Source organism: Serratia sp. CoH_134_PS_4 (genome assembly GCF_058190535.1).
This window is the reverse complement of record NZ_JBXWKI010000017.1, coordinates 70,214-92,809: the sequence shown is the minus strand read 5'-3', so window position 1 is coordinate 92,809 and position 22,596 is coordinate 70,214. Positions and strand designations below refer to the sequence as shown.

The window sequence follows — 22,596 nt, the reverse complement described above, 5'->3', positions numbered from 1 at the left end:
TCATTGCGCTTCCACGTCAATGTGCAGCGCGTCGTAACGCCAATATTCCAAATCACAATCAATCACCCGGTCGTGCTGATCGCGGTTAACCCGGGTAATAAACAGCGCCGGGCTGCCGTAGGTCACTTTGAGCATTTCTGCCGCTTCCTGTGGCAGCAGTGTCGGCAGCATATCGAAACGGACTCGCCCATAACGAATCCCATAGCGCTCGGCATACAGCCCTGTGAGCGACTGGGTTAAGTCTTCGTCCAAAATACCGGCAAAGTAGGCGGGATTAAGGTAATGCTCGCAGTACAACACCGCGCGGCCGTCGATATAGCGTAGCCGACGAATACGGTAAACCTCGGTGCCAGCCGGCAAAGTGAGCTTTTGACTCAAGGCAGCGCACAGCGGCACGGTGGCGGTGTCGATAACCTCTGTATGGGCATCACGCCCCTGTTGCTGCGCCATGGCATGAAAATGACTGCGCTGTAAGGGGTTATACACCAGCCGGGGCGGCGAGATAAACCAGCCGCGCCTGACCTGACGGTAAATGACACCCTGAGCCTCCAACTGGCCGAGCGCTTCCTGCAAGGTGATGCGGGTGGTGGAGAATTGCTCGCTGAGGGTGCGCTCAGAAGGCAGCTTGCCACCGGTGTTAAATTCCCCCTCGGCGATACGGGCAGCCAGTGTCTGGCAAATGGCTGCCACGGTTGTTGTTCCTTCACTCATGCCACAGATGCCCCATTTCAGTGCGTTTATACCCGTCGACTTTCAAGCTGCAGCGTCGCTCACCCCATTGACTGACTAAAGTAAGCGCCTGGGGACGAGTGAGCTGGATGCCTGGCCGCAACTTGACGTTCATAGGGTATACCCCGCTAAAGGTAGACCAGCGACAGGCTCCGGGACGCGCTAAATGCGATAAAAATGCTGCTTTTTTAGACTGACATATAATTATCACATTCGTCCGTTAGATTGGCTTGGTTCTTGCTGGACTAGTCCAGCGCCTCTACACACTACCACCCGGAGCATCAGTTATGAAACGTTTGTGCGCTTCTGTGTTAAGCAGTGCCATTGTACTGACCAGCCAGATGAGCTGGGCCGCAGATACCGATCTGGCGGCGTTGGAGCAGGCAGCCAAGAAAGAAGGTGAAGTTAACAGTGTCGGCATGCCGGACAGCTGGGCAAACTGGAAAGGCACCTGGCAAGACTTGTTGAGCAAATATGGCCTGAAGCATGTCGATACCGACATGAGTTCAGCGCAGGAAATCGCCAAGTTCGATGCAGAGAAGGGCAACGCCACTGCGGATATTGGTGATGTGGGCGCGGCATTCGGTCCGATTGCGGTCCAGAAAGGGGTGACGCAGCCGTACAAACCCTCCACCTGGGATCAGGTACCGGCCTGGGCGAAGGACAAAGATGGCCACTGGGCGCTGGCCTACACGGGCACCATCGCCTTTATTATCAACAAACAGCAGGTAAAAGAGATCCCGCACAGCTGGGCCGATCTGCTGAAGGGCACTTATCAGGTCACTATCGGTGATGTCGGCACTGCCTCGCAGGCGGCTAGCGGCGTGCTGGCGGCTACCTATGCCATGGGCGGTAATGAGAAGAACCTGAAGCCGGGCCTGGAGTTCTTCGGCAAGCTGGCCAAGGCAGGGCGTTTGAGCCTGACTAACCCCGTGATCGCCTCGCTGGAAAAAGGTGAAGTGCAGGTTGGCGTGGTATGGGACTTTAACGGTCTGAATTACCGCGATCAGATCGACAAGACCCGTTTTGAAGTGCTGATCCCGTCTGACGGCTCCATCACTTCCGGCTACACCACCATCATCAACAAGTACGCCAAGCACCCGAACGCCGCCAAGCTGGCGCGTGAATACATTTTCTCTGATGCAGGCCAGATCAACCTGGCGCGTGGTTATGCCCGACCAATCCGTGCGGAGCATCTGACGCTGCCTGACGATGTAAAAGCCAAGCTGCTGCCAGCCGAACAGTATAAAAACGCTCACCCAATCGCCGATCCGGCTGCCTGGGAACAAAGCGCGAAAACGCTGCCGCGTCAGTGGCAGGAAAATGTCATTATGTTTATGCAGCAGTGAGTTAAGCCATCATGAAAACGATCCTCGTGCTGTTGGACGGTCTGAACTACCAGGTGGCGCATGACGCTATGGGTTATCTGCAGGCCGAATGTGCGGCAGGACGTGGACGGTTGTATCAAGTGGAGAGCGAGTTACCCTCGCTCTCCCGACCGCTGTATGAATGCATCCTCACCGGCGTGCCGCCGGTGGAGAGCGGTGTCGTGCATAACCAGGTGTCGCGTTTGTCGCACCAGCAAAGCGTGTTCCACTATGCGCGTGCTGCTGGCCTGACGACCGCTGCGGCCGCCTACCATTGGTTCAGTGAGTTATATAACCGTACCCCGTTCGACGCCGCGCGCGATCGCCATACCGACGATGCTGAATTACCGATCCAGCACGGCCATTTTTATTATGACGATCGCTACCCGGATTCCCATCTGTTTGATGACGCCGAAAGCTTACGCCTCCGCCATCAACCCGACTTTTTGCTGATTCACCCGATGAACATCGACGACGCAGGCCATCGCTTTGGTCTGTCTTCACCGCAATACCGCAATTCGGCCCGCAATGCCGACGGCGTGCTGTCGCGCTATTTGGCAGGCTGGTTAGCCGACGATTATCAGGTGATGATCACCGCCGATCACGGCATGAATGATGACCGCAGCCACGGCGGTGTTTTGCCCGAAGAGCGCCAGGTGCCGCTGTTTGTCTTTGGCAGTGCATTCAGCCAGAACGATGCCAACCCGCAGCAAACCGACCTGTGTGGCACGCTGTGTGAGGTGCTGCAAGTGACACACGACAAGCCGCGTTGCCGTGCGTTGTTGGTATAAGGGCGAATAACATGAAAGCTAAGTGGATTGCCGCGCTGTGCTTGCTGCCGTTCATCCTGTTGTTCGGCGCGTTCCAAATCGCACCGCTGGTATGGATTGCGGTCAACAGTTTTTTCAGCCAGAGCAGTGGCTGGGGGCTGGGCAACTATGTTGATGTGCTGACCTCGCCGTTCTATTTGCAGGCGTTTCAGTTCTCGCTGGAGATTTCCCTCTGGTCGAGCGTTTACGGACTGCTGATTGCATTAGTTGGCAGTTACTCACTGCGCCAGCTGGGCCAGACCCGATTTCATGACTTCGTGATGTCGTTCACTAACATGACCAGCAACTTTGCGGGCGTGCCGCTGGCGTTCGCCTTTGTCATTCTGCTGGGGCTAAATGGCTGCCTGACGTTGTTACTCCGTAAATACGGTTTGATGGAGGGGTTTAACCTTTACTCCAAAACCGGGCTTATCGTGCTTTACACCTACTTCCAGATCCCGTTGGGCGTGCTGCTGCTGTACCCGGCGTTCGACGCATTGCGCGAAGACTGGCGTGAATCAGCGTCGTTGCTGGGGGCCAGCCCGTGGCGCTATTGGCGACATATTGGCCTGCCCGTGCTGGCACCGGCGTTGATGGGCACCTTTGTCATTCTGCTGGCGAATGCGCTGGGCGCTTATGCCACGGTATACGCGCTGACCACCGGTAATTTCAACGTGATTCCGATCCGTATTTCGGCATTGGTCGCGGGGGATATTTCCCTTGATCCTAATCTGGCCAGTGCGCTGGCGATGCTGTTGGTGGCGATGATGGCGTTCATCACCTTGATTCACCAATGGCTATTGCGTCGGAGCTACCTCAATGCACGCTCATAACGTTCTGGAGGGCCGACATGTCCCGTTTTGAAACCGGTTATCACCGCGTAGTGAGCAGCTTACTGCTGCTGATCCTGCTGTTGCCGCTGGCGGCGACGCTGATTTACGCACTGGCCACCCAATGGGGCGCCACCATCCTGCCGGACGGTTTGACCCTGAAATGGCTGGTCGCGCTATGGAGCGATCCGCGCTTCCTGCTGGCGTTGTGGCATTCGCTATTGATTTGTTTCGGCACCCTGGTGCTGGCGGTGGTAGTGATATTGCCGATGATGTTTGTTATTGCTTACTACTTCCCAAAATTGGATGCCGTGATGAACGTGCTGATTCTGCTGCCGTTCGCTGTCCCGCCGGTGGTGTCCGCGGTGGGGTTGATGCAACTGTTTGCCACCGATCCGCTGCCGTTGCTCGGAACACCGTGGATCCTGATCGGTTGCTACTTCGCCATTGCGCTGCCGTTTATTTACCGTGCTATCAGCAACAACATGCAGGCGATTAACCTGCGGGATCTGATGGATGCTGCACATCTGCTAGGTGCCAGTACCTGGCAAGCCGCACTGTTGGTGGTGCTGCCTAATCTGCGCAAGGGCGGCATGATTGCCGTTTTGCTGTCGTTCTCTTTCCTGATTGGCGAATTTGTTTTCGCCAACCTGCTGGTGGGTAGCCAATATGAAACGCTGCAGGTCTACCTCTATAACATGCGTAACGGCAGCGGCCATTTTACCAGCGCACTGGTCATTTCTTATTTCGCCGTGGTGCTGATTGTTACCTGGTTGGCGAATTTACTGAATAAAACTAAGGGTTAACCGCATGGCTTATCTCAACGTCACCCGACTTAACAAACACTACGGCCAAACCCAGGTGTTTCAAGATATTGACTTCACCGCTGAGGAAGGGGAATTTGTCACCCTGCTCGGGCCGAGCGGCTGCGGCAAATCCACGCTACTGCGCTGCCTGGCGGGGCTGACGTCAGTCGATAGCGGACAGATAGTGCTGCAAGGTCAGGATCTGGTGCCGGTGCCGCCGCAAAAACGCGGTATTGGCATGGTATTCCAAAGCTATGCGTTGTTCCCGAACATGACTGTTGAAGGCAATGTGGCGTTTGGCCTGAAGATGCAAAAATTGGGCGGCGCGCAGATCCAACAGCGGGTGCAGGAAGTCCTGGCGTTGGTGGAGTTGACCGAGCTGGCCAAGCGTTATCCACATCAGCTTTCCGGTGGCCAGTGCCAAAGGGTGGCGCTGGCGCGCTCGCTGGTGACGCGTCCGCGGTTGTTGTTGCTCGATGAGCCACTCTCGGCGCTGGATGCCAGGATCCGCAAACATCTGCGTGAACAGATCCGCCGGATCCAGCGCGAACTGAACCTGACGGCGATCTTCGTCACCCACGATCAGGAGGAGGCGTTAACGCTGTCGGATCGCATTGTGCTGATGAACAAAGGGCAAATTGTGCAAAGCGGCGATGCGGAAACCCTGTATACCCAGCCGGCCGATGTCTTCGCCGCTGGATTCATCGGCAATTACAATGTGTTAAGTGCTGAACAGGCGTCTGTTTTGACCGGCAGCGCATACCACGGTAAGGTGGCTGTTCGCCCAGAGTCCATTGGCATACTCCCAGCAGGGCAGGGAATTGCTGCGGTTATCCTGAACCACAGCCTGCTGGGCAACGTAGTACGCTATCGCGTGCAGGTGCGTGGTGTTGAGCTGCTGGTGGACGTGCTTAACCGTTCAGTTGCTGATTTGCATGCTGACGGCAGCGAAATTGGGCTACACTTAGAAACTGTTACATTACGGGAAGTTGCATGACATCGCTGCGGCATTCAATGATAACTCCAGGGTAATTCCTGCCGTTGCGTTAACCCTCCAATAGCGGTCTGCAGCCTGTTGCCGCTGTCCTGCCCTATGCACGCCTGGCAGGCAGGATAGCTTGCTATACCCGTCGCCTTTCACGCAGCAGATGTGTTGGCCGCAGGGTTTCCCCCCAGCCACTTACTTGAGTAAGCTCCTGGGGATTCACTCGTTTGCCGCCGTTCTGCAGCCCGAAATTCACAGGGTATGGATTTGATCTTTCCTGCCGGCGTTAATGGAGCGTATTTTCCGTGTTGACCCTTCTTCACCTGCTTTCCTCTGTGGCGCTGTTGGTGTGGGGCACTCACATCGTGCGCACCGGGATCATGCGGGTTTATGGCGCTAATTTGCGCCGGGTGTTGAGCGACAGCGTGGAGAAAAAACCGCTGGCGTTCGTCTCCGGCATTGGCGTAACCGCGTTGGTGCAAAGTAGCAATGCCACCGCGCTGCTGGTCACGTCGTTTGTCGCACAGGGACTGGTGGGACTCACGCCGGCATTGGTTATCATGCTCGGCGCCGACGTCGGTACTGCGCTGATGGCGCGAATACTGACTTTCGATCTTTCCTGGTTGTCACCGTTGCTGATCCTGGTCGGCGTGTTCCTGTTTCTTAGCCGCAAGCAAACCCGGGTAGGTCAAATGGGCCGGGTGTGCATTGGTCTCGGGCTGATTGTCCTGGCGCTGGAGCTGATCGTCGCCGCTGCCACCCCTATCACCCAGGCAGCGGGCGTGAAGGTGCTGTTTTCATCACTGACCGGTGATGTGATGCTGGATGCCCTGACCGGTGCCTTATTCGCCATTGTCAGCTATTCCAGTCTGGCTGCGGTATTGCTGACAGCGACGCTGACGGCGTCAGGCGTGATCTCGCTGAAGGTCGCTCTGTGCCTGGTGATCGGTGCCAATCTTGGTAGCGGCCTACTGGCGGTGATCAATACCAGTGGCCAGAATGCTGCAGGACGTCGGGTTGCGCTTGGAAGCCTGCTGTTCAAGCTGATCGGTTGCGTGCTGGTCCTGCCCTTTGTCTCTTATCTGGCCGATATCATGACTCGTTTGCCCGGAGAGAACGAAGAGTTGGTGATCTATTTTCACGTCTTTTATAACCTGATCCGTTGCCTGGTGTTAATTCCGTTGGCTGGGCCGATGGCGCGTCTGTGCGAAACGTTAATCGCGGACGTGGCTGCAGACGATCCGCGATTGCGGCCGCGACACCTTGATGCCAGTGCGCTGGACACGCCGACGTTGGCGTTGGCCAATGCGGCGCGAGAAACGTTGCGCATGGGTGACGTGGTGGAACACATGATGATTTTGCAGCGTGAAGTGCTGCACGGTAAGCAAGGACAGGATAAGGAGGTGCGGCGGCTCGACGACGATGTCGATGTGCTATATACCGCTATCAAGCTGTATTTGGCGCAGATCCAGAAGGAGGATTTGGGCGAAGAAGATTCCCGCCGCTGGGCTGAAATCATCGAAATGGCGCTTAATTTGGAGCAAGCGGGCGACATTATCGAACGCATGGCCGGTGATGTGGGGGCGAAATCGCACGCGGCGCGGCGTGCGTTCTCAACGGAAGGCTTGGCGGAATTGGACGCATTGCATGAGCGGCTGATTGCCAATCTACGGCTCGGCCTGTCGGTGTTCCTGTCGGGTGACGTTACCAGCGCCAAGCGGTTGCGCCGTTCCAAGCATCGTTTCCGCATTTTGGACCGCCGCTATGCGCATGCACACGTTGACCGTCTGCACCAACAAAACGTACAGAGCATCGAAACCAGTTCGCTGCATCTTGGGCTGCTGGGAGATATGAAACGCCTGAACTCGCTGTTCTGTGCGGTGGCCTATAACGTGCTGGATCAGGATGAAAAGGATGATGAGCGTGAGTGGGAGGATACGCCGAGCACGCTGTAAAAAATGCCCCCGGTTTAGCCGGGGGCATGACGCCGGTTATTTACCGCAACTTACTTACCTGAAAAGACGCCAGCCTTAGCGTCGGCAGCTTGGCTATTGCCGTAGCCGCCGACCGGCGTTTCCAGGTTCACCACGCTTTTACCCGCGATCCCCAGCAGCCCGCCAGCAGACGCCGCGGCATCAAGGTGCCCACCACCCTGATAGCGATTGCCTTTCACATCCTGCTGTTCCTGCTTACCGTTACCCAGTGTTACCTCGCCTTGTTGGCTGCGGATTTCACCACCGGTCAAATGGGTCGTACCCTGTACGTTCAGCGCTACGCCATTTTTCCCGGTGATGGCGGATTTCACGCCAACGGCATCGTTGTTGACGACATCGGCGTTCACCTTGAATTGGCCTTGCAGCCCGGCGGGACCGGTCAGGCTCTCCTTGGATTTGTTGCCGAGGAAGCGAGCGCCGCGATCCCATAGCGGTGCCTTCTCTTTTTCACCCACCAGGTTTTCCGGCAGCGTAACCTTACCGCCGTCGGCCTTGCTGAAGCTGACGGCACCGGTAGTGTCCTGCTTCGGATCGAGACGACGAGCCACGCTGTTGTACTTGTCGGTGGTAGCGTCAGCGACCTTGTTGATGCCGCCCTCCAGCTTCTCCTTCACCTTACCGGCATAATGTGGCGTGCCCACTTTTGACAGTTTGGATGTGATGCTGCTGGCCGGATCGTTGGTGTGGTTCAGACCGACATCGACATTGACCTTCACGCTGCTTTCACTGTCTTTGCGGCTCTCGACGTGCAGATCGCCGCCAATGTTGCCCTGTACACTTTCAGCATTGATCTGAGCGCCGGCTAAGGTGGTATCTTTACCACTATTGAGCGTGACTTCTCCGGCATTGATTAGGCTGTTGCCCTGGGTGGTTTTTTGTAGCTTATCCACGCCGACTTTCACTCCGGCTCCCAGAGTATGGGTGTCGCTGCCGCTGGTGGTATCAATCTTGCCGTTTGTGTCTTTGTTGAACGATTGACCGCCTTTGGCGTTAGCCTTCAGCCCCAGATTCCAGTTATTTTTCTGTTCCTGGTTTTGTGCCGATTCCAGCACCACGCCGCCGTTTTTGGCGTTCAGCTCAACGTGGCTACCTTTGACCTCGGTACCTTGCAGATGCACTGCACGCTCGTCATTGCCGTTGGCGGTAATGTTCACTGCGCCGCCGCTGGCGATCTTGCCACCTTGCTGAGTCGTAGAGGACTCATCCACTTTGGCAATGTCAAATGCGCCACCGAGGGAAATACCGCCCGCGCTCTTTTTGTCGCTATCGGTGCTGTTGCCGCCAATATCGATATTGCCGGAGAGGGTGTCGTCCTTACGCGTCTGCTGCGATTCGGCCGCTTGCAGGGCGACCTGCTTGCCTGCCTTCAACGAGATATCCCCCTGGCTTGCGACATCGCTGCCTTGCAGCGTCAGACTGCGGCCGGCATCCAGTTCTACCCCCTGTTTGCCGGTGATGTTGCTGACTTGCGCGCTGCTGCTGTCGCTTTCCCCTTTGCTGTGACTACCGCCAAGCCCAACACCGACGTTTTTGGTTTCCGGCGTGGAGCCGCCTTTGGCTGATACTTTGACATTAAAGCCGCTGTGGCTTTCATGGCTGCGATCGGTAGCTTGCTCAAAACGGATGTCGCCACCCTCCGCTTTTACCTTGGCTTTACCCTTGCCAGCATCCAGCGAGGTGCCCTGATACACCGCGTCCTGCTTGACCTTAACGTCGATGCCGTTAGCCGCGGTGATGCTGCCGGTGACTGCTTGGCTGCCGTTACTTTCGCTGTGCTTGTTACCCCCTTCACCTTTGGCATCGACGGTCAGATCGCTGCCGGTGGTGGTATAAACGCGTACGCCTGCGCTACCGCGGGTTTCGCTGCTGCTTTCCTGCTGGCTGTTTTGCGCCGCTTCGCTGTGGTGGCTGTCTGCCGCAAGCGTCACGCCGCCTTGAGTCGCCTGGTATTTCGTTCCGTTGTCCTGCAGCTTACCGGTGGTTTTGACATCAATTTCCCCGGCGGTGATGCTGCTGACCACGGCCTGCGAGCTGCTGCTACGCTTCTCGCTGCTGCCGCCATTGGCACCAATATCCAGTCCGACATTCGGCGCGCCGATGGTGCCAATATCGTTAATCACGCCGTTAGCGTCCAATTTGGCGACTTTCCCGACGGCACGTTCAACCGGACGGGTGACAGCGCTGTAATCCACGTTGGCGCCGATGTCTACGCCGACGTCGGTTTTGCGGGTGTTGCTGCTTTCGCTGTTGACGGCGGCCAGATGGTCAACACTGTTGGCATTTTCATGATACCTACCGCCAACCTGGTGTTGAGCGCCTTGCTGGGTCAGTTTGTCTTTGGCATTAATCGTCAGATTGCCCGCAATGTCGCTGCCAGAAACCACGGCTTTGCTGCTTTGGGCGTGCGTTTTGCTGTTCTCGTAACCGCCTTCAATACCAGAACCGACTTTGTCGATGCCGCCGGTGTAGTAAAACCCGCCGCCGATTTTGGTTTGCTCGGTATCGCTGGTGGTTTTGTTTTCGGCTGCGAGGAAGGCGACATTGTTGCCGCTGATGCTGGCATCGTCTTGCGTGGTCACCAGTTTAGATCCGCTGAAGATGACGTCTTTGTCCGCTTTCAGCGCTACGCTGCCGCCGCTCAACGTCGAGCTCTGTTGCTCGCTGCGGGTCGTTTTTTCACTGTCGCTGGTATGTTCGATGCGGAAACCGGCGCGGTATTGCTTATCGCTTTTCTCGTTGGCATAGCCGTTGATGGCGAGCGCGGTTTTTTGTTCATCGATGCGTTGCTGCTGCTCCCCGCTACTGACGTTGATATTGCCGCCAGCGTTGATATCCAGCTTACCGGTGCTGGTCACCTTGCTGCCTACCACATCGGTGTCCCGTTTGCTGACCAATTGCAGGTTGGTATCGGAAACCAGTTCACTGGCGGTGGATTTTTGGTGGCTATTATTGGACTTCTGCGAGCTGCTGGTAATGTTGAAGGCCGTGCCGGTGCGGGCATCAACCTTGTCAACGGTGGTGCTGAGGGCGTTATCGATCCGCAGGCCGCCAGCGGTGGCTTCGACAAAGCCGCCTTGTTTGCCTCGCACTTTACTGCCGGTAATGGTTACGCCCTGGTGACCGTTCAGTCGCAGAGTACCGTCGGCGGTCAGTTCGGAGGCGTTGTTGACTTCGTGGCGGTTGCTGTTGTCTTGATCACTGCCGCCACCGATACCACCCCATGAGGTTTTATTGTCGCGAACGGCCTTCGCGTTGGCGGTTTTTTGTACACCTATGGTGATGCGTTCGTTGGCGTTCGCCGTCAGGTTGCGCCCCGCGTGTACTTTGGCACCCTGCGTCCCCAACGTGTTGCCGGCCGTCAGCGTCAGGTCGCCACCGGCCTGCAAGTCGCTGGCCTTCAGGTTTTCGGTTTCGTTGCTGTTGCTCCAACTGCCGGTGCGCAGGCTGGAGGTATGGTTACGTTGATACCCCCGTTCGCTGGTTTTATCCCGTTCGATCAACCCGCTGAGCTGTACATCGCGCTTGGCTTCGATGTTTAGCGCGTCACCCGCCGTAACACTGGCGCCAAGCAGCTTTACATCCTGTGTGGTGGCGCTCAGCGTGGCATTCTTGCTAGCGTTGATGCTGCTGCCCGCTTGTTGATGCTGCTCATTTTCACGGGTGACATCGTACTGCCAGGAGTAGAACCATTGATCGTTGGTGTGGCCCTGAGTCTGCTTTAATTGCTGACCGTCAAGCGTCAGGCTGGCACCTTGCAGCTTGATCTCTTCGCCGCGAATGTCGGTCGCGGTCAGGTGGTTGTTGTTATTGGCTACCAGGCTGATGTTTTTGCCTTTGAGTTCAGTACGGGTCAGTTGTTGGCCCGTGCTGCGGTCATTGATGTAGATGCCGCCACGGTAGTTTTGGTAGTTCTCACCGCTGTTGCGGTTACTGCTCACGTCACGAATCTGGCTTTCTGCGCGGATGTTGTCGGCTTTCACCCGGATCTCGTCGCTACCTTGTAGCTTGCCAGCCAGCTTCACGCCGCTGCCGGCTGCCGTGTTGATGATGTTGATGCGTCCGGCTTGCATACTGCCAAGATAGTAGCTGTCGAGCGCGCTGACCGGTTGTGTGCTGCTGAGCACCTGCGCATCGCGCGATACGCGGTTATGTCCGCTAATGGCGTTGATATCGGACACCCTTTTTCCGCTTTTTTTATCGAATGCCGGGGTGACCATGACCTCGCCGCGACTGTCGATGCGTGGGGCGATCAAATCCAGTACGCCGCCGGCGTTCAGTTTGCCGTCCAGACTCAGGGTATTGCGATTACCCAGCGTGCTGTAACCCTGCAGCATGCCGTTTTCCACCAGCGGATTACCCACCACCAGTGAGGAACGGCTGGTATTGATGAAGCCGCAACCACTGCAACTGATCCCATTCGGGTTGGCCAACACATAGTCGGCTGCCATGCCAAAGATTTCTTGCTGACCGTGTAACAGCGACGGGTTGCGGCTGATCACTTCATTAAGGATCACGCTAGCCGCTTGGTTATTCAGGTTGGGGTTGGCACCCAATTGGCCCGCCAGTTGAGACAATCCGGCGTCGAGCGAGTTATTCAGTACTGCGCCGGGTTGGTTGACGTTGAAATCCTGATATTGGTTGTGCGACAGCCCGTGATCGTTGGGCGTCACAATATTGACCACCTGCGCGCCGTTACCCGCGGTGGAAACACCCGGACCGTTAGCGCCGTTGGCCGCAACGATCTCACCGGCATATGCGGTACCGAGTGAGGCGAAAATGATCGCCAGTGAGGCGGCCAACTTACCTGCCGCTGAAAGCCTGAAATTATTATTTTTCATCCATGTATCTCCATATATCACTGTGTTACTGCAAAACCACTGATTAAAATGTGTACGAAAAACGTGCCAGCACCTGGATGGGATCGTCAGGCATTGCGTGGCTGGACAATAACCAACCACGGCTGGCTTCGACGTCGAGCGTTGCTCGCTGATAACGCAGGGTGGCACCGGCGCTCAATCCGGCGCTGCTTTGCCAGCCCGAAGGCCGATTGTCACGGGGGAGCACCCGGCCGACGTCGCCGCCGATACGTGGGGTAAGCGTGCTTTGACCCAGGTTGAAGTGACGAGACAGGGTATTTTGTAGATACCAGCCGTTATCACCGGACAGCGTGCTGCGGCTGAAGCCACGGACTGCGCTACGATCTGTCAGGCTGAGCCATTCCACACCGGGTAAACGATCGCGGCTGTATTGTCCGTATAGCAGGTGACTCAGTTGGTAATGGGAGCCTGCCAACGTGAAACGTTGAGTGAGATTGGTGAACAGCTTGGCTTTGGTGAATTGGGCATCGGGCTGATTGGCGCCGTTGGGACGATCTGCGCCAAACCAAGGCAATCCTTGCTCTACGCTAAGGTTGGCGCTGATCAGGCCGCTGGGTAGGATTTGCAGGTGGTTGACCCCGAGTTCAAACAGACTGAGCGTCGGACTACCGAGGTTGATACGGGCGGTGTCAAAATAGTTGGCAATACGCTTATGGGTCAGTTGGCCGCTCAGCGCGTTAATCTGGTCGCGATCGCGGTAGAACACATAATCGCTGCGCAGGCCATATTGTTGGGTCTGGCCATGCAGTTTATAGCTGTTGAACACCAGCTGTTGGCGATTCAGGTATTGTGAATAGCTGGCAAAGCCGCTGAAGGTAAAAGCACCGTAAGGCAGGGAATAGAGCAGGGTATAGGCGCGATTATAACGCTGCGACGGATCTTTCAGCGTACCGGCAACGTTAAGGCTGACGAAGTCGGACAGGCCGAACGGGCTGTCTAGCGTTGCCGTACTACGGGCTAACCACTGACCGGTATTTTTTTGACCATAATTGTCCAGTGTGGCAGACAACAGCCAGGGCTTGGTATGTTGGTTGTGCAACCGAATAATTGATCCACCGGTTTGGCTGCCCGGTAATATATCCAATCGGGTTTTGTTCGATTGCAAACGATTGGCTTGATCCAATCCCTGATCAAGCTGGGTTAATTTCAGGGGTTGCCCTTCCAATCCAGGGAATAATAATTGGCTATTGACCCAGCGATCGCTGCCTTCTATTTTCTCGATGAATCCTTCTGTGATCCGTAGCCCTAATTCTCCCTCAGCATTGGGGCGAATAAATTGTACGCGGGCAGTGATATAGCCTTTATCAAGGTATAAACGGGTTAATTCACGCGTCAGCAGGTTGATGTCATTACTGCTGATACAACGCTGTGGTAATGCGGTCAACGCTGCCAAATCTTTCTCTGACAGTAAGGTAATACCCTGCAGGTACACTCCACCGATTGGCAAACATTGGGCCGATCGCGGCAGCGCGGGGACAGCAGGCTCTGGCTCTGCCAGTAATTGCTGCTGTTTAAGCTGTTGGTAGCGTCGTTGTTCTATCTGTTGATTCACCTCACGCGTACTGTCTTGCAGCGCACGGCGTGATTCACCCATCGGCGAGAAATGTTCCATTTCCGGCAGGGAAGCGGCAGGGAGTGCGGTACTGAACAGCAGCGCCAAAGCAGCGGTTTTTTTTATCATTGTAATCCATTATGAGAAGCCGCAGAGCGGCCTGCTCAATCCATGAGGTCAATAAACGGACGGCCAGCGGCCAGCCCGAGACAGCGAGTGACGATCACATTGCGGGGTTCTTTTTTGCTTGTGGCAAATAAGAATGTGGGTTTTTATATTTCTAAATAATAATTAGTCTGCTTGTTTTTTATTTTTATAAATCTGTGTTTATTACCCATAAGGAGGTAATTAAAAAAGTAAATTAATCGTTATTTACCGTTCCCGTCGTTAAACGGTTATCGGCAGCATTAAGAAGAATCTGAATTTTTATTTATCGGTGCGATAATAGAGGATGGGGATAATTCTGACAATCCGACCAGTGGAAATACGAAATTTCGTAGGAAGATGGACGCAGTCATTGAACTGCGTCCCGACGTGAAATTATTTTTTGTTGATCGGCCGACCGGACCAGTAACCTGCCAACAGCGAACCGGACAGGTTATGCCACACAGAGAACAGAGCTCCCGGCAGTGCAGCCAGCGGTGAGAAGTAGATTTTGCCTAGCGTGGCAGCCAACCCGGAGTTTTGCATACCCACCTCAATCGCCAGTGTACGGCAGGTGGACTCATCAAAGCCGAATAGCTTACCGCCCCAATAACCGCTCAGTAACCCGATCGCGTTATGCAGGATCACCGCGATGATCACGACCAGCCCAACCGAAGCAATGTGGCTCTGGCTACCGGCCACCACAGCGCTGATGATGGCCAAAATACAGATCATAGAAAGTGCAGGCAGGATCGGCTCAATGCGTTTGACTGTTTTGGTAAAGGTGTGATGGACGATCAACCCCAGACCGATAGGGATCACCACGATCTGCAGAATACTGAGCAGCATCCCCATGACGTCGACGCTGATCTCGGTATCGACATACAGACGGGTCAGCAGTGGCGTGGCGAATACGCCTACCAGTGTGGAAACCGCCGAGATGGTCACGGACAGCGCCACATCACCTTTTGCCAGATAGATCATCACGTTGGAAGCGGTCCCGCTGGCGACGCTGCCGACCAACACCATGCCGGCGGAAAGATCCGGTGGCATATGAAACAGCATTGCCAGTAACCAGGCCGCCAGCGGCATGATCAGGTAATGCAGGAAGATCCCCGCCGCCACGGGACCAGGACGAGATAATACGCGCTTAAAGTCATCCAGCCGCAGCGTGACGCCCATGGCGAACATGATCAGCATCAGCAATGGGCTGACGTAGGGGCCGATCCCGGTAAAGGTGGTGGATGTGAAGTAGGCCGCGACGGCGAGCAGCACCGCCCACAGGGGGAATAATCGGGTAAATTTTGCCAGCATGAATGCGCTTTTCCTTCAATAGGCTATCTTACTTGCCATTTTGAGTCCGGGCAGTGCTCGGAATCCTTACGTACTTTGTGTACGTTCCGGTTCCCGTGCGCTGGCCGAACCCAAACTGGCTACGACGATATACGCCTATTGGCGCAGATATTATTAAAATTATTCGAACAGATTGTGATGCAGGGTGCGTACGACTTGCTCGGCGTCGTTACCCGGCACCAGGAAGCACAGGTTATAGCTGCTGGCACCGTAGCAAATCATGCGGATATTAAACGGGTCGAGCACGCCGAACACCTCTTTACCCACGCCGCAGGCCTGGGAAAGCTTATTGCCGATCAACGCCACCAGAGCCAGATTTTCTTCGACTTCCACCCGACACAGCGACGATAGCTCGGTCAGCAGTGAGGTCGTTAACAGGCTGCCGCCCGTGGAGGTTGAACCCGTTGTATCCATGGTCAGCGCGACGCTGACTTCGGAAGTGGTAATCAAGTCTACCGAGATATTGTGGCGTGCCAGAATGTTGAACACTTCGGCCAGAAAACCGCGTGCGTGCAGCATGTTAAGGCTGTGCAGCGTCAGCAGGGTTTGTTTACGGCGCAGCGCCAATGCACGAAAGAGCGGTGGGTTCTCGGTGGTGTTGCACACCAGGGTACCCCCGGCGGAAGGGTCTTTACTCGAGCCGACAAACACGGGGATATCGCTGCGTACCGCAGGCAATAGGGTGGCTGGGTGCAAAACTTTTGCACCAAAGGTCGCCATTTCTGCCGCTTCTTCGAAACCGATTTTATCAATGCGCTTCGCTGCGGGTACTACGCGTGGATCGGTGGTGTAGATGCCCGGTACGTCGGTCCAGATATCCACGCGACTGACGCTCAGCGCTTCACCCAACAGTGCTGCAGTGTAATCGCTGCCGCCACGGCCCAGCGTCGTTGTGCGGCCTTTGGGCTCGCTGCCGATAAAGCCTTGAGTAACCACTAAAGCTTCCTGCAGGCGTGGCTTGAGTAACGTTTGGGCTAATTGACTCAGCGCTGCGCTATCCGGTGTGGCGCGCCCGAAATGGTCATCGGTGTGCATGACTTTACGGACGTCAAACCATTCCGCCTGTACGTTGCGAGCGCGAAGGATCTCAACGAACAGCAGGGTAGACATTAATTCGCCGTGGCTGACCAGTTCGTCGGTCAGTGCCGTTGAGGTCGCCAGCGCCGCGGCCTCAGACAGCATGGCGATGTTCTCCAGCATGCGGTCGATTTCATCGCGGATCACGTCCGGATTGTCGAGGCGATCAAGAATGGCGTATTGAATTCGGCGAATTTCATCGAGCTGATAGTTGCGCTTGTCGGCATCACTGCCTTCGGCCAGAGCCACCAACAGATTGGTGACGCCCGCGGACGCGGACAAGACCACCAGACGCACGGCCGGATTGGATAGCACGACGTCGGCGCTGCGATTCATGGCTTCATAATCAGCAACGCTGGTGCCGCCGAATTTGGCGACAACGGTGGAATTCTGGGGTGCTGCTTGGTTCATGTAAAAACCTCGTGTCAGGGTGGCTCTATTCAGAGAGCGCTTTTTTCGTAGCCTTGGCACAAGGGAGGAGCGATAAACAGGGGGCAGGCGTAGAGGTTAACGCTACGATACACCCAGAAGCGCCCCACCTTGCTGACTGCCCTTACGGACAATCCCTGGTGACAACTCAGGGGATTCAGCCCCTGTAGCCGATATGATGAATGCCGCGCATCACCTTACCTCGGCGTCGCTCCCCCTCAAGCGTCGTCATTGGAGAACGGCTCCTCTGACACTCTACCTGGGCGACGCACCTCTTCTGGCTTGCACACGGGATGTGCAAGTAGGCTGTTAGGAATAGCCGGTAATCGCGCTGCTGTCAACGTCCAGACGTTGAGGGATTTTCATCTTGTACCAGCGCAATCAGCGTACAGGGTATCGCCGGGACGAAACCGGTGCCTATCGGCTGCAACGTGCCGTCTTCCCGCTGACTGAATAACGGAATAACACCCTGATGTTTTTCAAGATATTCCAACCAGCCAAAGTTCTCGTTCAGCTTGGTGGCCTTGATGGTGGCACCCTGGGCGATCAGACTGCTTAACCGGCCGTAAGTGGCCTCTTGGTTAAACAAAACTTCATGCCGACGGAAGCGTGAGCTTTCGCCACTGTTGCCGCGGCCTTTCAGCGGGGCGCCGGAGCGGATAGCAAACACCTGCCCGTCGCCAAAAATATGGCCGAAGTGATAGACCGCCAGTGCATTCTGATGGCGGTTGGGCGACAGTGCCAACACCTGCGCGGTATCGCTGAGATCAAGGAAGTTTTCGGCGTGTTCGGAGTAAGCATGTCCATAATACGCGGGAATGCCGTCCATTCGTGCCTGGCGGTAATATTCCCAGCTACTGTCGGTGACAATGACCGGGATATTCATTTTCATCAGCGCCTGCGCCAGCATGCGTGCCACGCTATTGGCTCCGACGATCAGCACCCCACGGGGTTTTTGTTGCTGTACCCGCAACCAGCGCGCCATTATGCCGCTGGTCAGGCTTTGCAACACCACGGTACCAATGATAACGGCGAACACCACCGTGACCAGACGATCGGCGCCGGGGTAGCCGCTGCGTTGCAATGTCAGGGCGAACAATGAACTTACCGCTGCGGCGACGATGCCGCGTGGGGCGATCCAGCACAGCAGAAGGCGATCGCGCCAGTGCAAGGACGAGCGCCAGGTTGATACCGCAATACACAGTGGGCGCGCGATAAACTGCACCACCAGAAGCAGACCCAGCAACGGCCAGCCCATGTTCCACAGTGCCTGGATATCAAGCCGTGCGGCCAAAATGATAAACAGCGCCGAAATCAGGATTGCCGACAGTTCTTCTTTGAAGGCCAATATGTCACTGGTATCCACATCCCGCATATTGGCCAGCCAGATGCCCATCACCGTAACGGTCAGCAGACCGGATTCGTCAGCGATGGCGTTAGACACGCCAAAAGCGGTAAGCATAATGGCCAATACTGCAAGGTTTTGCAGGTAGCGTGGCAGCCAAACACGGCGGAGTGCCAGGCCCAACAGGTAACCGAACAATGCGCCAGCGACCATGCCGACAGCGGCGGTAATGCCCAGCGTGTAGAACAGGTGGGTATAGGATTCCGAATGCTGCTTCAGCACGATAAATTCAAACACCAGCAGCGTAAAGATGGCGCCGACCGGGTCGATCACGATGCCTTCCCAGCGCAGCACCTGATTGATATTGGCATTTGGCCGCACGACGCGCATCAGCGGGGCAATGACGGTTGGACCGGTGACGACGGTGACTGCGCCGATCAGTGCCGCCAGCTCCGGCGGAAAGTCGAGCAGCCACCAGCAGGCTACGCCGATCACCAGGAAGGTCATCAGCATACCAATGGTGACCAAATTGCGCACCACGCCGCCGAGACCGCGTATCTCTTCGACGCGTAGCGTCAGCGCGCCTTCAAACAGAATAATGGCGACCGACAGCGACACCAGCGGGAACAGAAGATCGCCGAACAATGCATCCGGTTGAACCAGATGGACCACGGGGCCTAACACAATGCCAAATACCAACAGTGGCAAAATAGCCGGCAGGCGCAACACCCAGGCGACCCACTGCGCCAGCAGCGAGCTCAATCCAATAACCACCAACATCAATGGGGCAGATAATTCCATAATCATGTCCTTCGTCTTTCAAACTACAGCCTGGTTGGCCGCGCATCCTTAGCCTAATTACGTCAATGACGTGGTGATAATCTGCCACAGTTTAGTGACAGTTAAGTAACCCTGATAACAGGCTATTATCCAAAAGTATAGGGGAAGAGCTGAAACGATGCGGCTGGGTTTAACAGTTAGCACCTATCGCAAGAAAAGAGATCATAATCACAGTCGAACAGGCTACAATCGGACAACCACGTCACATTTATTCTCAAGCCTAAGAGTGTTGCTATGAAAAATATCAATCCTAGTCAAACCGCTGCTTGGCAAGCCCTGCAGCAACATTTTGAACAGATGAAAGACGTACAGATCGGCGATCTGTTTGCTCAGGACAGTGAGCGTTTCTCCAAGTTTTCCGCTACCTTCGACGATCAGATGCTGGTGGATTACTCTAAAAACCGCATCACCGCGGAAACCCTGGAGAAGCTGCAGGCACTGGCGAAAGAGACCGATCTGCAAAGTGCGATCGCGTCCATGTTTGCCGGTGAGAAAATTAACCGCACCGAAGACCGTGCGGTGCTGCATGTTGCCTTGCGCAACCGTAGCAACAGCCCGATTATCGTTGACGGCAAAGATGTGATGCCGGAAGTGAACGCGGTGCTGGCTAAAATGAAACAGTTCTGCGACCGCGTGATTGGCGGTGACTGGAAAGGTTACACCGGCAAAGCCATTACCGACGTGGTGAACATCGGTATCGGTGGTTCTGATCTCGGCCCTTATATGGTGACCGAGGCACTGCGCCCGTACAAAAACCACCTGAATATGCACTTTGTTTCTAACGTTGACGGGACTCATATCGCCGAAACGCTCAAGGCGCTGAATCCGGAAACGACGCTGTTCCTGGTGGCGTCCAAAACCTTCACCACGCAAGAAACCATGACCAACGCCCACAGCGCGCGCGACTGGTTCCTGGGCACTGCGGGCGATCAAAAACACGTGGCGAAGCATTTCGCGGCGCTGTCCACCAACGGCAAGGCCGTCGGTGAGTTCGGTATCGATACTGCCAACATGTTCGAATTCTGGGACTGGGTCGGTGGCCGTTATTCCCTGTGGTCGGCAATTGGTCTGTCGATTGCACTGTCAGTGGGTTACGAGAACTTCGAACAGTTGCTGAGCGGCGCGCATGCGATGGACAAACACTTCGCACAAACCCCGGCAGAGAAAAACCTGCCGGTGCTGCTGGCGCTGATTGGTATCTGGTACAACAATTTCTTCGGTGCAGAAACCGAAGCCATTCTGCCGTATGACCAGTACATGCACCGTTTTTCTGCTTATTTCCAGCAGGGCAATATGGAGTCTAACGGTAAATATGTCGATCGTAATGGCAACCCAGTGGATTACCAGACCGGTCCTATCATCTGGGGCGAGCCAGGCACCAATGGCCAACATGCGTTTTATCAGCTGATTCATCAGGGGACAAAACTGGTGCCTTGCGACTTTATCGCGCCGGCCATCAGCCACAACCCGCTGAGCGACCACCACGCCAAACTGCTGTCGAATTTCTTCGCACAGACCGAAGCCCTGGCGTTTGGTAAATCGCTGGACGTGGTAGAAGAAGAGTTCGCGGCCCAAGGCAAAACGCCGGAAGAGGTTAAACACGTTGCACCGTTCAAGGTGTTTGAAGGCAACCGCCCAACCAACTCCATCCTGCTGCGTGAAATCACGCCGTTCAGCTTGGGGAGCCTGATTGCGCTGTATGAGCACAAGATCTTCACCCAGGGCGCGATCCTGAACATCTTCACCTTCGACCAGTGGGGTGTTGAGCTGGGCAAACAATTGGCAAACCGCATTTTGCCAGAACTGGCAGGTGACGAAGCGGTAAGCAGCCATGACAGCTCAACCAATGCGCTGATCAACCGCTTCAAAGCATGGCGTTAAACACCATTTGAATTGATGCCAATAAAAAACCCGCCGCGGCGGGTTTTTTTACGTCTGAAGGATTACAGATTGATGGGTACTTCGAAACTGATACCTGCACCTACGTCATCGGCGGTGCTGGCATGGCTATTGGTGTACCACAGGCTGGTATCAAACTTGACCTCGGAGGGCAAGGTATAGCCCCAGCCGAGCTGAATGCCTTTCAGTGTGTCAGATTTCGGGAACGCCTGGTTAATTGACTGGCTGTTCGGGTTCACCTTGGCGTACACCAGACGGGTACTCCAGCGTTGGCTGTCGTCCAGTACCAGCTCTACCCGGCCGGACAGCATTTGGCCGTCACCGCCCATTGCATGGCCAAGTGGGTAACCTTGCTGGTAGTAGCCGCCTTTATAGGTGTAGTGGGTGTATACATAGTTTTTACGGCTCATGTCGGAGCGGGTATCAGCCCCTTCGATGGACCAGTTGATGGTGGTCGTGCCCCATTCCGGGTGGCCTTCCAAGCCCAGCAGGTAGGTATTTTGTGAAGGCAGGAAGCCTGCTTCATCTTCACCGACTAACTGACCGTACAGGCTGACAGGCAGGCCAATCAGCGGTTGCATTTTCAGCTTGAAGTCAAAGCCTGCAAGCTGGTTACCGGGATCGTTGCCTTGGCCTGAGTCATCGTTGTCCTTGCCAGTGAAAGCATCCCAGAAAGAGCTAAAGGACTGTGGTCGACCGCTGCCACCCCATTGCATGATGCGCGAAGCGCCCAACTCAAGGAAGTTGGTCGGCATCATGGTAAAGCGACCACCAATCAACTTGGTATCGGGTACGGAAGAGTACTGTGACAGCTGGCCGGCGGTAATCTGGTACTGCCAACGGCCAATCCAGGACAGCCAAGGAGTTTCAAACGGCGATTGGTCGGCGCGTTGCAGCATGAAACCGGCGACGGGACGGGCTGCGTCTGAACGGATCAAGCTGCCGTCATAACCTGGGCCCCACCACTGGGACACTTCACCGAAGGATAACCACTGGTTCCAGATTTTCACTGCGCCGTAGGAGCCGTTCAGGTTAAATTTGGAACCGTCACTGACGCGTTGGTCGCCTTCGACAGAGCCTTGAACGCGTACGTCCCAGAACTCACCGTTGGCACCCGCGCCAATAGTCAGGCGGTCATCGGCATATTCGTTTTGACCAAAGCCCTGTGGCGTGCCGGGTTTGTCGGTCGAGGCGTAACCACTGACACGAATATTGGCCTTGAGGGCATCAACCCGGCGTTGAACACGGTCGATGACATTTTTCTCGGTATTGGTAACCGGTTTGGCTTGCGAGATAACCGAGCTGATCTCTTCCTGGCTCAGCGGCCAAGTGGACAAGCTAACGTTAATGACACCACGGTCGGACAACCAGGCCAGGTCGTTACGCAGATCGTTATCAGGAGTGACCAAGCCGGCGGCGTGACCGGTCAATGCACAGGTAAACAGGCCCGCCGCGACCAGTCCATTAAGTTTAGCGCGCATAAATATTCCCTTGTTAATTCAAGTTGTTTGTTTTATGTAAAGTTCTATGACCCATGATAGTGGACATTTCAATTTGCTA

The 22,596-nt window shown here is 55.5% G+C and carries 14 protein-coding genes and 1 riboswitch; of the genes, 7 read left to right on the top strand and 7 right to left on the bottom strand.

Annotated elements, in window-relative coordinates:
• The gene (locus AC2FCQ_RS21665; protein WP_490307756.1) at window positions 1-711 is read right to left on the bottom strand and encodes a UTRA domain-containing protein; all 711 of its coding nucleotides are present in this window, start codon (window positions 709-711) and stop codon (window positions 1-3) included.
• A gap of 305 nt (window positions 712-1,016) precedes the next feature.
• On the opposite strand from AC2FCQ_RS21665, the gene AC2FCQ_RS21660 reads away from it, so the two are divergent.
• The 6 genes from AC2FCQ_RS21660 (at window position 1,017) to AC2FCQ_RS21635 (ending at window position 7,481) form a co-directional block, all read left to right on the top strand.
• Window positions 1,017-2,078, top strand: a complete 1,062-nt coding sequence (locus AC2FCQ_RS21660) for an ABC transporter substrate-binding protein (protein ID WP_209636960.1) — start codon at window positions 1,017-1,019, stop codon at window positions 2,076-2,078.
• Between the two features lie 11 nt (window positions 2,079-2,089).
• Entirely contained in the window at window positions 2,090-2,887 is a 798-nt protein-coding gene (locus AC2FCQ_RS21655) for an alkaline phosphatase family protein (RefSeq protein ID WP_209636962.1), read from the top strand.
• 11 nt (window positions 2,888-2,898) lie between these two features.
• A complete protein-coding gene (locus tag AC2FCQ_RS21650) occupies window positions 2,899-3,738 on the top strand; it encodes an ABC transporter permease (RefSeq protein WP_209636964.1) in 840 nt (279 codons plus the stop codon).
• A 17-nt stretch (window positions 3,739-3,755) separates the two neighbouring features.
• Window positions 3,756-4,541, top strand: coding sequence for an ABC transporter permease (locus AC2FCQ_RS21645; RefSeq protein ID WP_265556929.1), 786 nt, complete (start codon window positions 3,756-3,758; stop codon window positions 4,539-4,541).
• Between the two features lie 4 nt (window positions 4,542-4,545).
• Complete coding sequence (locus AC2FCQ_RS21640) at window positions 4,546-5,538, top strand: ABC transporter ATP-binding protein (RefSeq protein WP_209636968.1); 993 nt, start codon at window positions 4,546-4,548, stop codon at window positions 5,536-5,538.
• A 293-nt stretch (window positions 5,539-5,831) separates the two neighbouring features.
• On the top strand, window positions 5,832-7,481 hold the full coding sequence (locus AC2FCQ_RS21635; RefSeq protein WP_265556930.1) for a Na/Pi cotransporter family protein: 1,650 nt from the start codon (window positions 5,832-5,834) through the stop codon (window positions 7,479-7,481).
• 50 nt (window positions 7,482-7,531) lie between these two features.
• Here the strand turns inward: AC2FCQ_RS21635 and AC2FCQ_RS21630 are convergent, their stop codons facing one another.
• From AC2FCQ_RS21630 to AC2FCQ_RS21610, 5 genes are all read right to left on the bottom strand, one after another.
• The gene (locus tag AC2FCQ_RS21630; protein WP_490307757.1) at window positions 7,532-12,358 is read right to left on the bottom strand and encodes a hemagglutinin repeat-containing protein; all 4,827 of its coding nucleotides are present in this window, start codon (window positions 12,356-12,358) and stop codon (window positions 7,532-7,534) included.
• Window positions 12,359-12,401: 43 nt separating this feature from the next.
• The gene (locus AC2FCQ_RS21625) at window positions 12,402-14,078 is read right to left on the bottom strand and encodes a ShlB/FhaC/HecB family hemolysin secretion/activation protein (RefSeq protein ID WP_490307758.1); all 1,677 of its coding nucleotides are present in this window, start codon (window positions 14,076-14,078) and stop codon (window positions 12,402-12,404) included.
• A gap of 411 nt (window positions 14,079-14,489) precedes the next feature.
• Entirely contained in the window at window positions 14,490-15,407 is a 918-nt protein-coding gene (panS, locus tag AC2FCQ_RS21620; RefSeq protein WP_490307759.1) for a ketopantoate/pantoate/pantothenate transporter PanS, read from the bottom strand.
• Between the two features lie 159 nt (window positions 15,408-15,566).
• The gene (lysC, locus tag AC2FCQ_RS21615) at window positions 15,567-16,934 is read right to left on the bottom strand and encodes a lysine-sensitive aspartokinase 3 (RefSeq protein ID WP_265556933.1); all 1,368 of its coding nucleotides are present in this window, start codon (window positions 16,932-16,934) and stop codon (window positions 15,567-15,569) included.
• Between the two features lie 109 nt (window positions 16,935-17,043).
• Window positions 17,044-17,237: riboswitch (Lysine riboswitch) on the bottom strand.
• 52 nt (window positions 17,238-17,289) lie between these two features.
• A complete protein-coding gene (locus AC2FCQ_RS21610; RefSeq protein WP_490307760.1) occupies window positions 17,290-19,098 on the bottom strand; it encodes a cation:proton antiporter in 1,809 nt (602 codons plus the stop codon).
• A 273-nt stretch (window positions 19,099-19,371) separates the two neighbouring features.
• On the opposite strand from AC2FCQ_RS21610, the gene pgi reads away from it, so the two are divergent.
• Complete coding sequence (gene pgi / locus AC2FCQ_RS21605) at window positions 19,372-21,018, top strand: glucose-6-phosphate isomerase (protein ID WP_490307762.1); 1,647 nt, start codon at window positions 19,372-19,374, stop codon at window positions 21,016-21,018.
• 62 nt (window positions 21,019-21,080) lie between these two features.
• Here the strand turns inward: pgi and AC2FCQ_RS21600 are convergent, their stop codons facing one another.
• On the bottom strand, window positions 21,081-22,517 hold the full coding sequence (locus tag AC2FCQ_RS21600) for a capsule assembly Wzi family protein (RefSeq protein ID WP_404760553.1): 1,437 nt from the start codon (window positions 22,515-22,517) through the stop codon (window positions 21,081-21,083).
• Window positions 22,518-22,596 lie beyond the last annotated feature (79 nt).

Coding starts and splice junctions, on each gene's coding strand:
- AC2FCQ_RS21645 (WP_265556929.1), top strand. CDS start 3,756: ATGTCCCGTTTTGAAACCGGTTATCACCGCGTAGTGAGCAGCTTACTG.
- AC2FCQ_RS21600 (WP_404760553.1), bottom strand. CDS start 22,517: ATGCGCGCTAAACTTAATGGACTGGTCGCGGCGGGCCTGTTTACCTGT.
- panS (WP_490307759.1), bottom strand. CDS start 15,407: ATGCTGGCAAAATTTACCCGATTATTCCCCCTGTGGGCGGTGCTGCTC.
- AC2FCQ_RS21660 (WP_209636960.1), top strand. CDS start 1,017: ATGAAACGTTTGTGCGCTTCTGTGTTAAGCAGTGCCATTGTACTGACC.
- AC2FCQ_RS21650 (WP_209636964.1), top strand. CDS start 2,899: ATGAAAGCTAAGTGGATTGCCGCGCTGTGCTTGCTGCCGTTCATCCTG.
- AC2FCQ_RS21655 (WP_209636962.1), top strand. CDS start 2,090: ATGAAAACGATCCTCGTGCTGTTGGACGGTCTGAACTACCAGGTGGCG.
- AC2FCQ_RS21625 (WP_490307758.1), bottom strand. CDS start 14,078: ATGATAAAAAAAACCGCTGCTTTGGCGCTGCTGTTCAGTACCGCACTC.
- pgi (WP_490307762.1), top strand. CDS start 19,372: ATGAAAAATATCAATCCTAGTCAAACCGCTGCTTGGCAAGCCCTGCAG.
- AC2FCQ_RS21630 (WP_490307757.1), bottom strand. CDS start 12,358: ATGAAAAATAATAATTTCAGGCTTTCAGCGGCAGGTAAGTTGGCCGCC.
- AC2FCQ_RS21665 (WP_490307756.1), bottom strand. CDS start 711: ATGAGTGAAGGAACAACAACCGTGGCAGCCATTTGCCAGACACTGGCT.
- AC2FCQ_RS21640 (WP_209636968.1), top strand. CDS start 4,546: ATGGCTTATCTCAACGTCACCCGACTTAACAAACACTACGGCCAAACC.
- lysC (WP_265556933.1), bottom strand. CDS start 16,934: ATGAACCAAGCAGCACCCCAGAATTCCACCGTTGTCGCCAAATTCGGC.
- AC2FCQ_RS21610 (WP_490307760.1), bottom strand. CDS start 19,098: ATGGAATTATCTGCCCCATTGATGTTGGTGGTTATTGGATTGAGCTCG.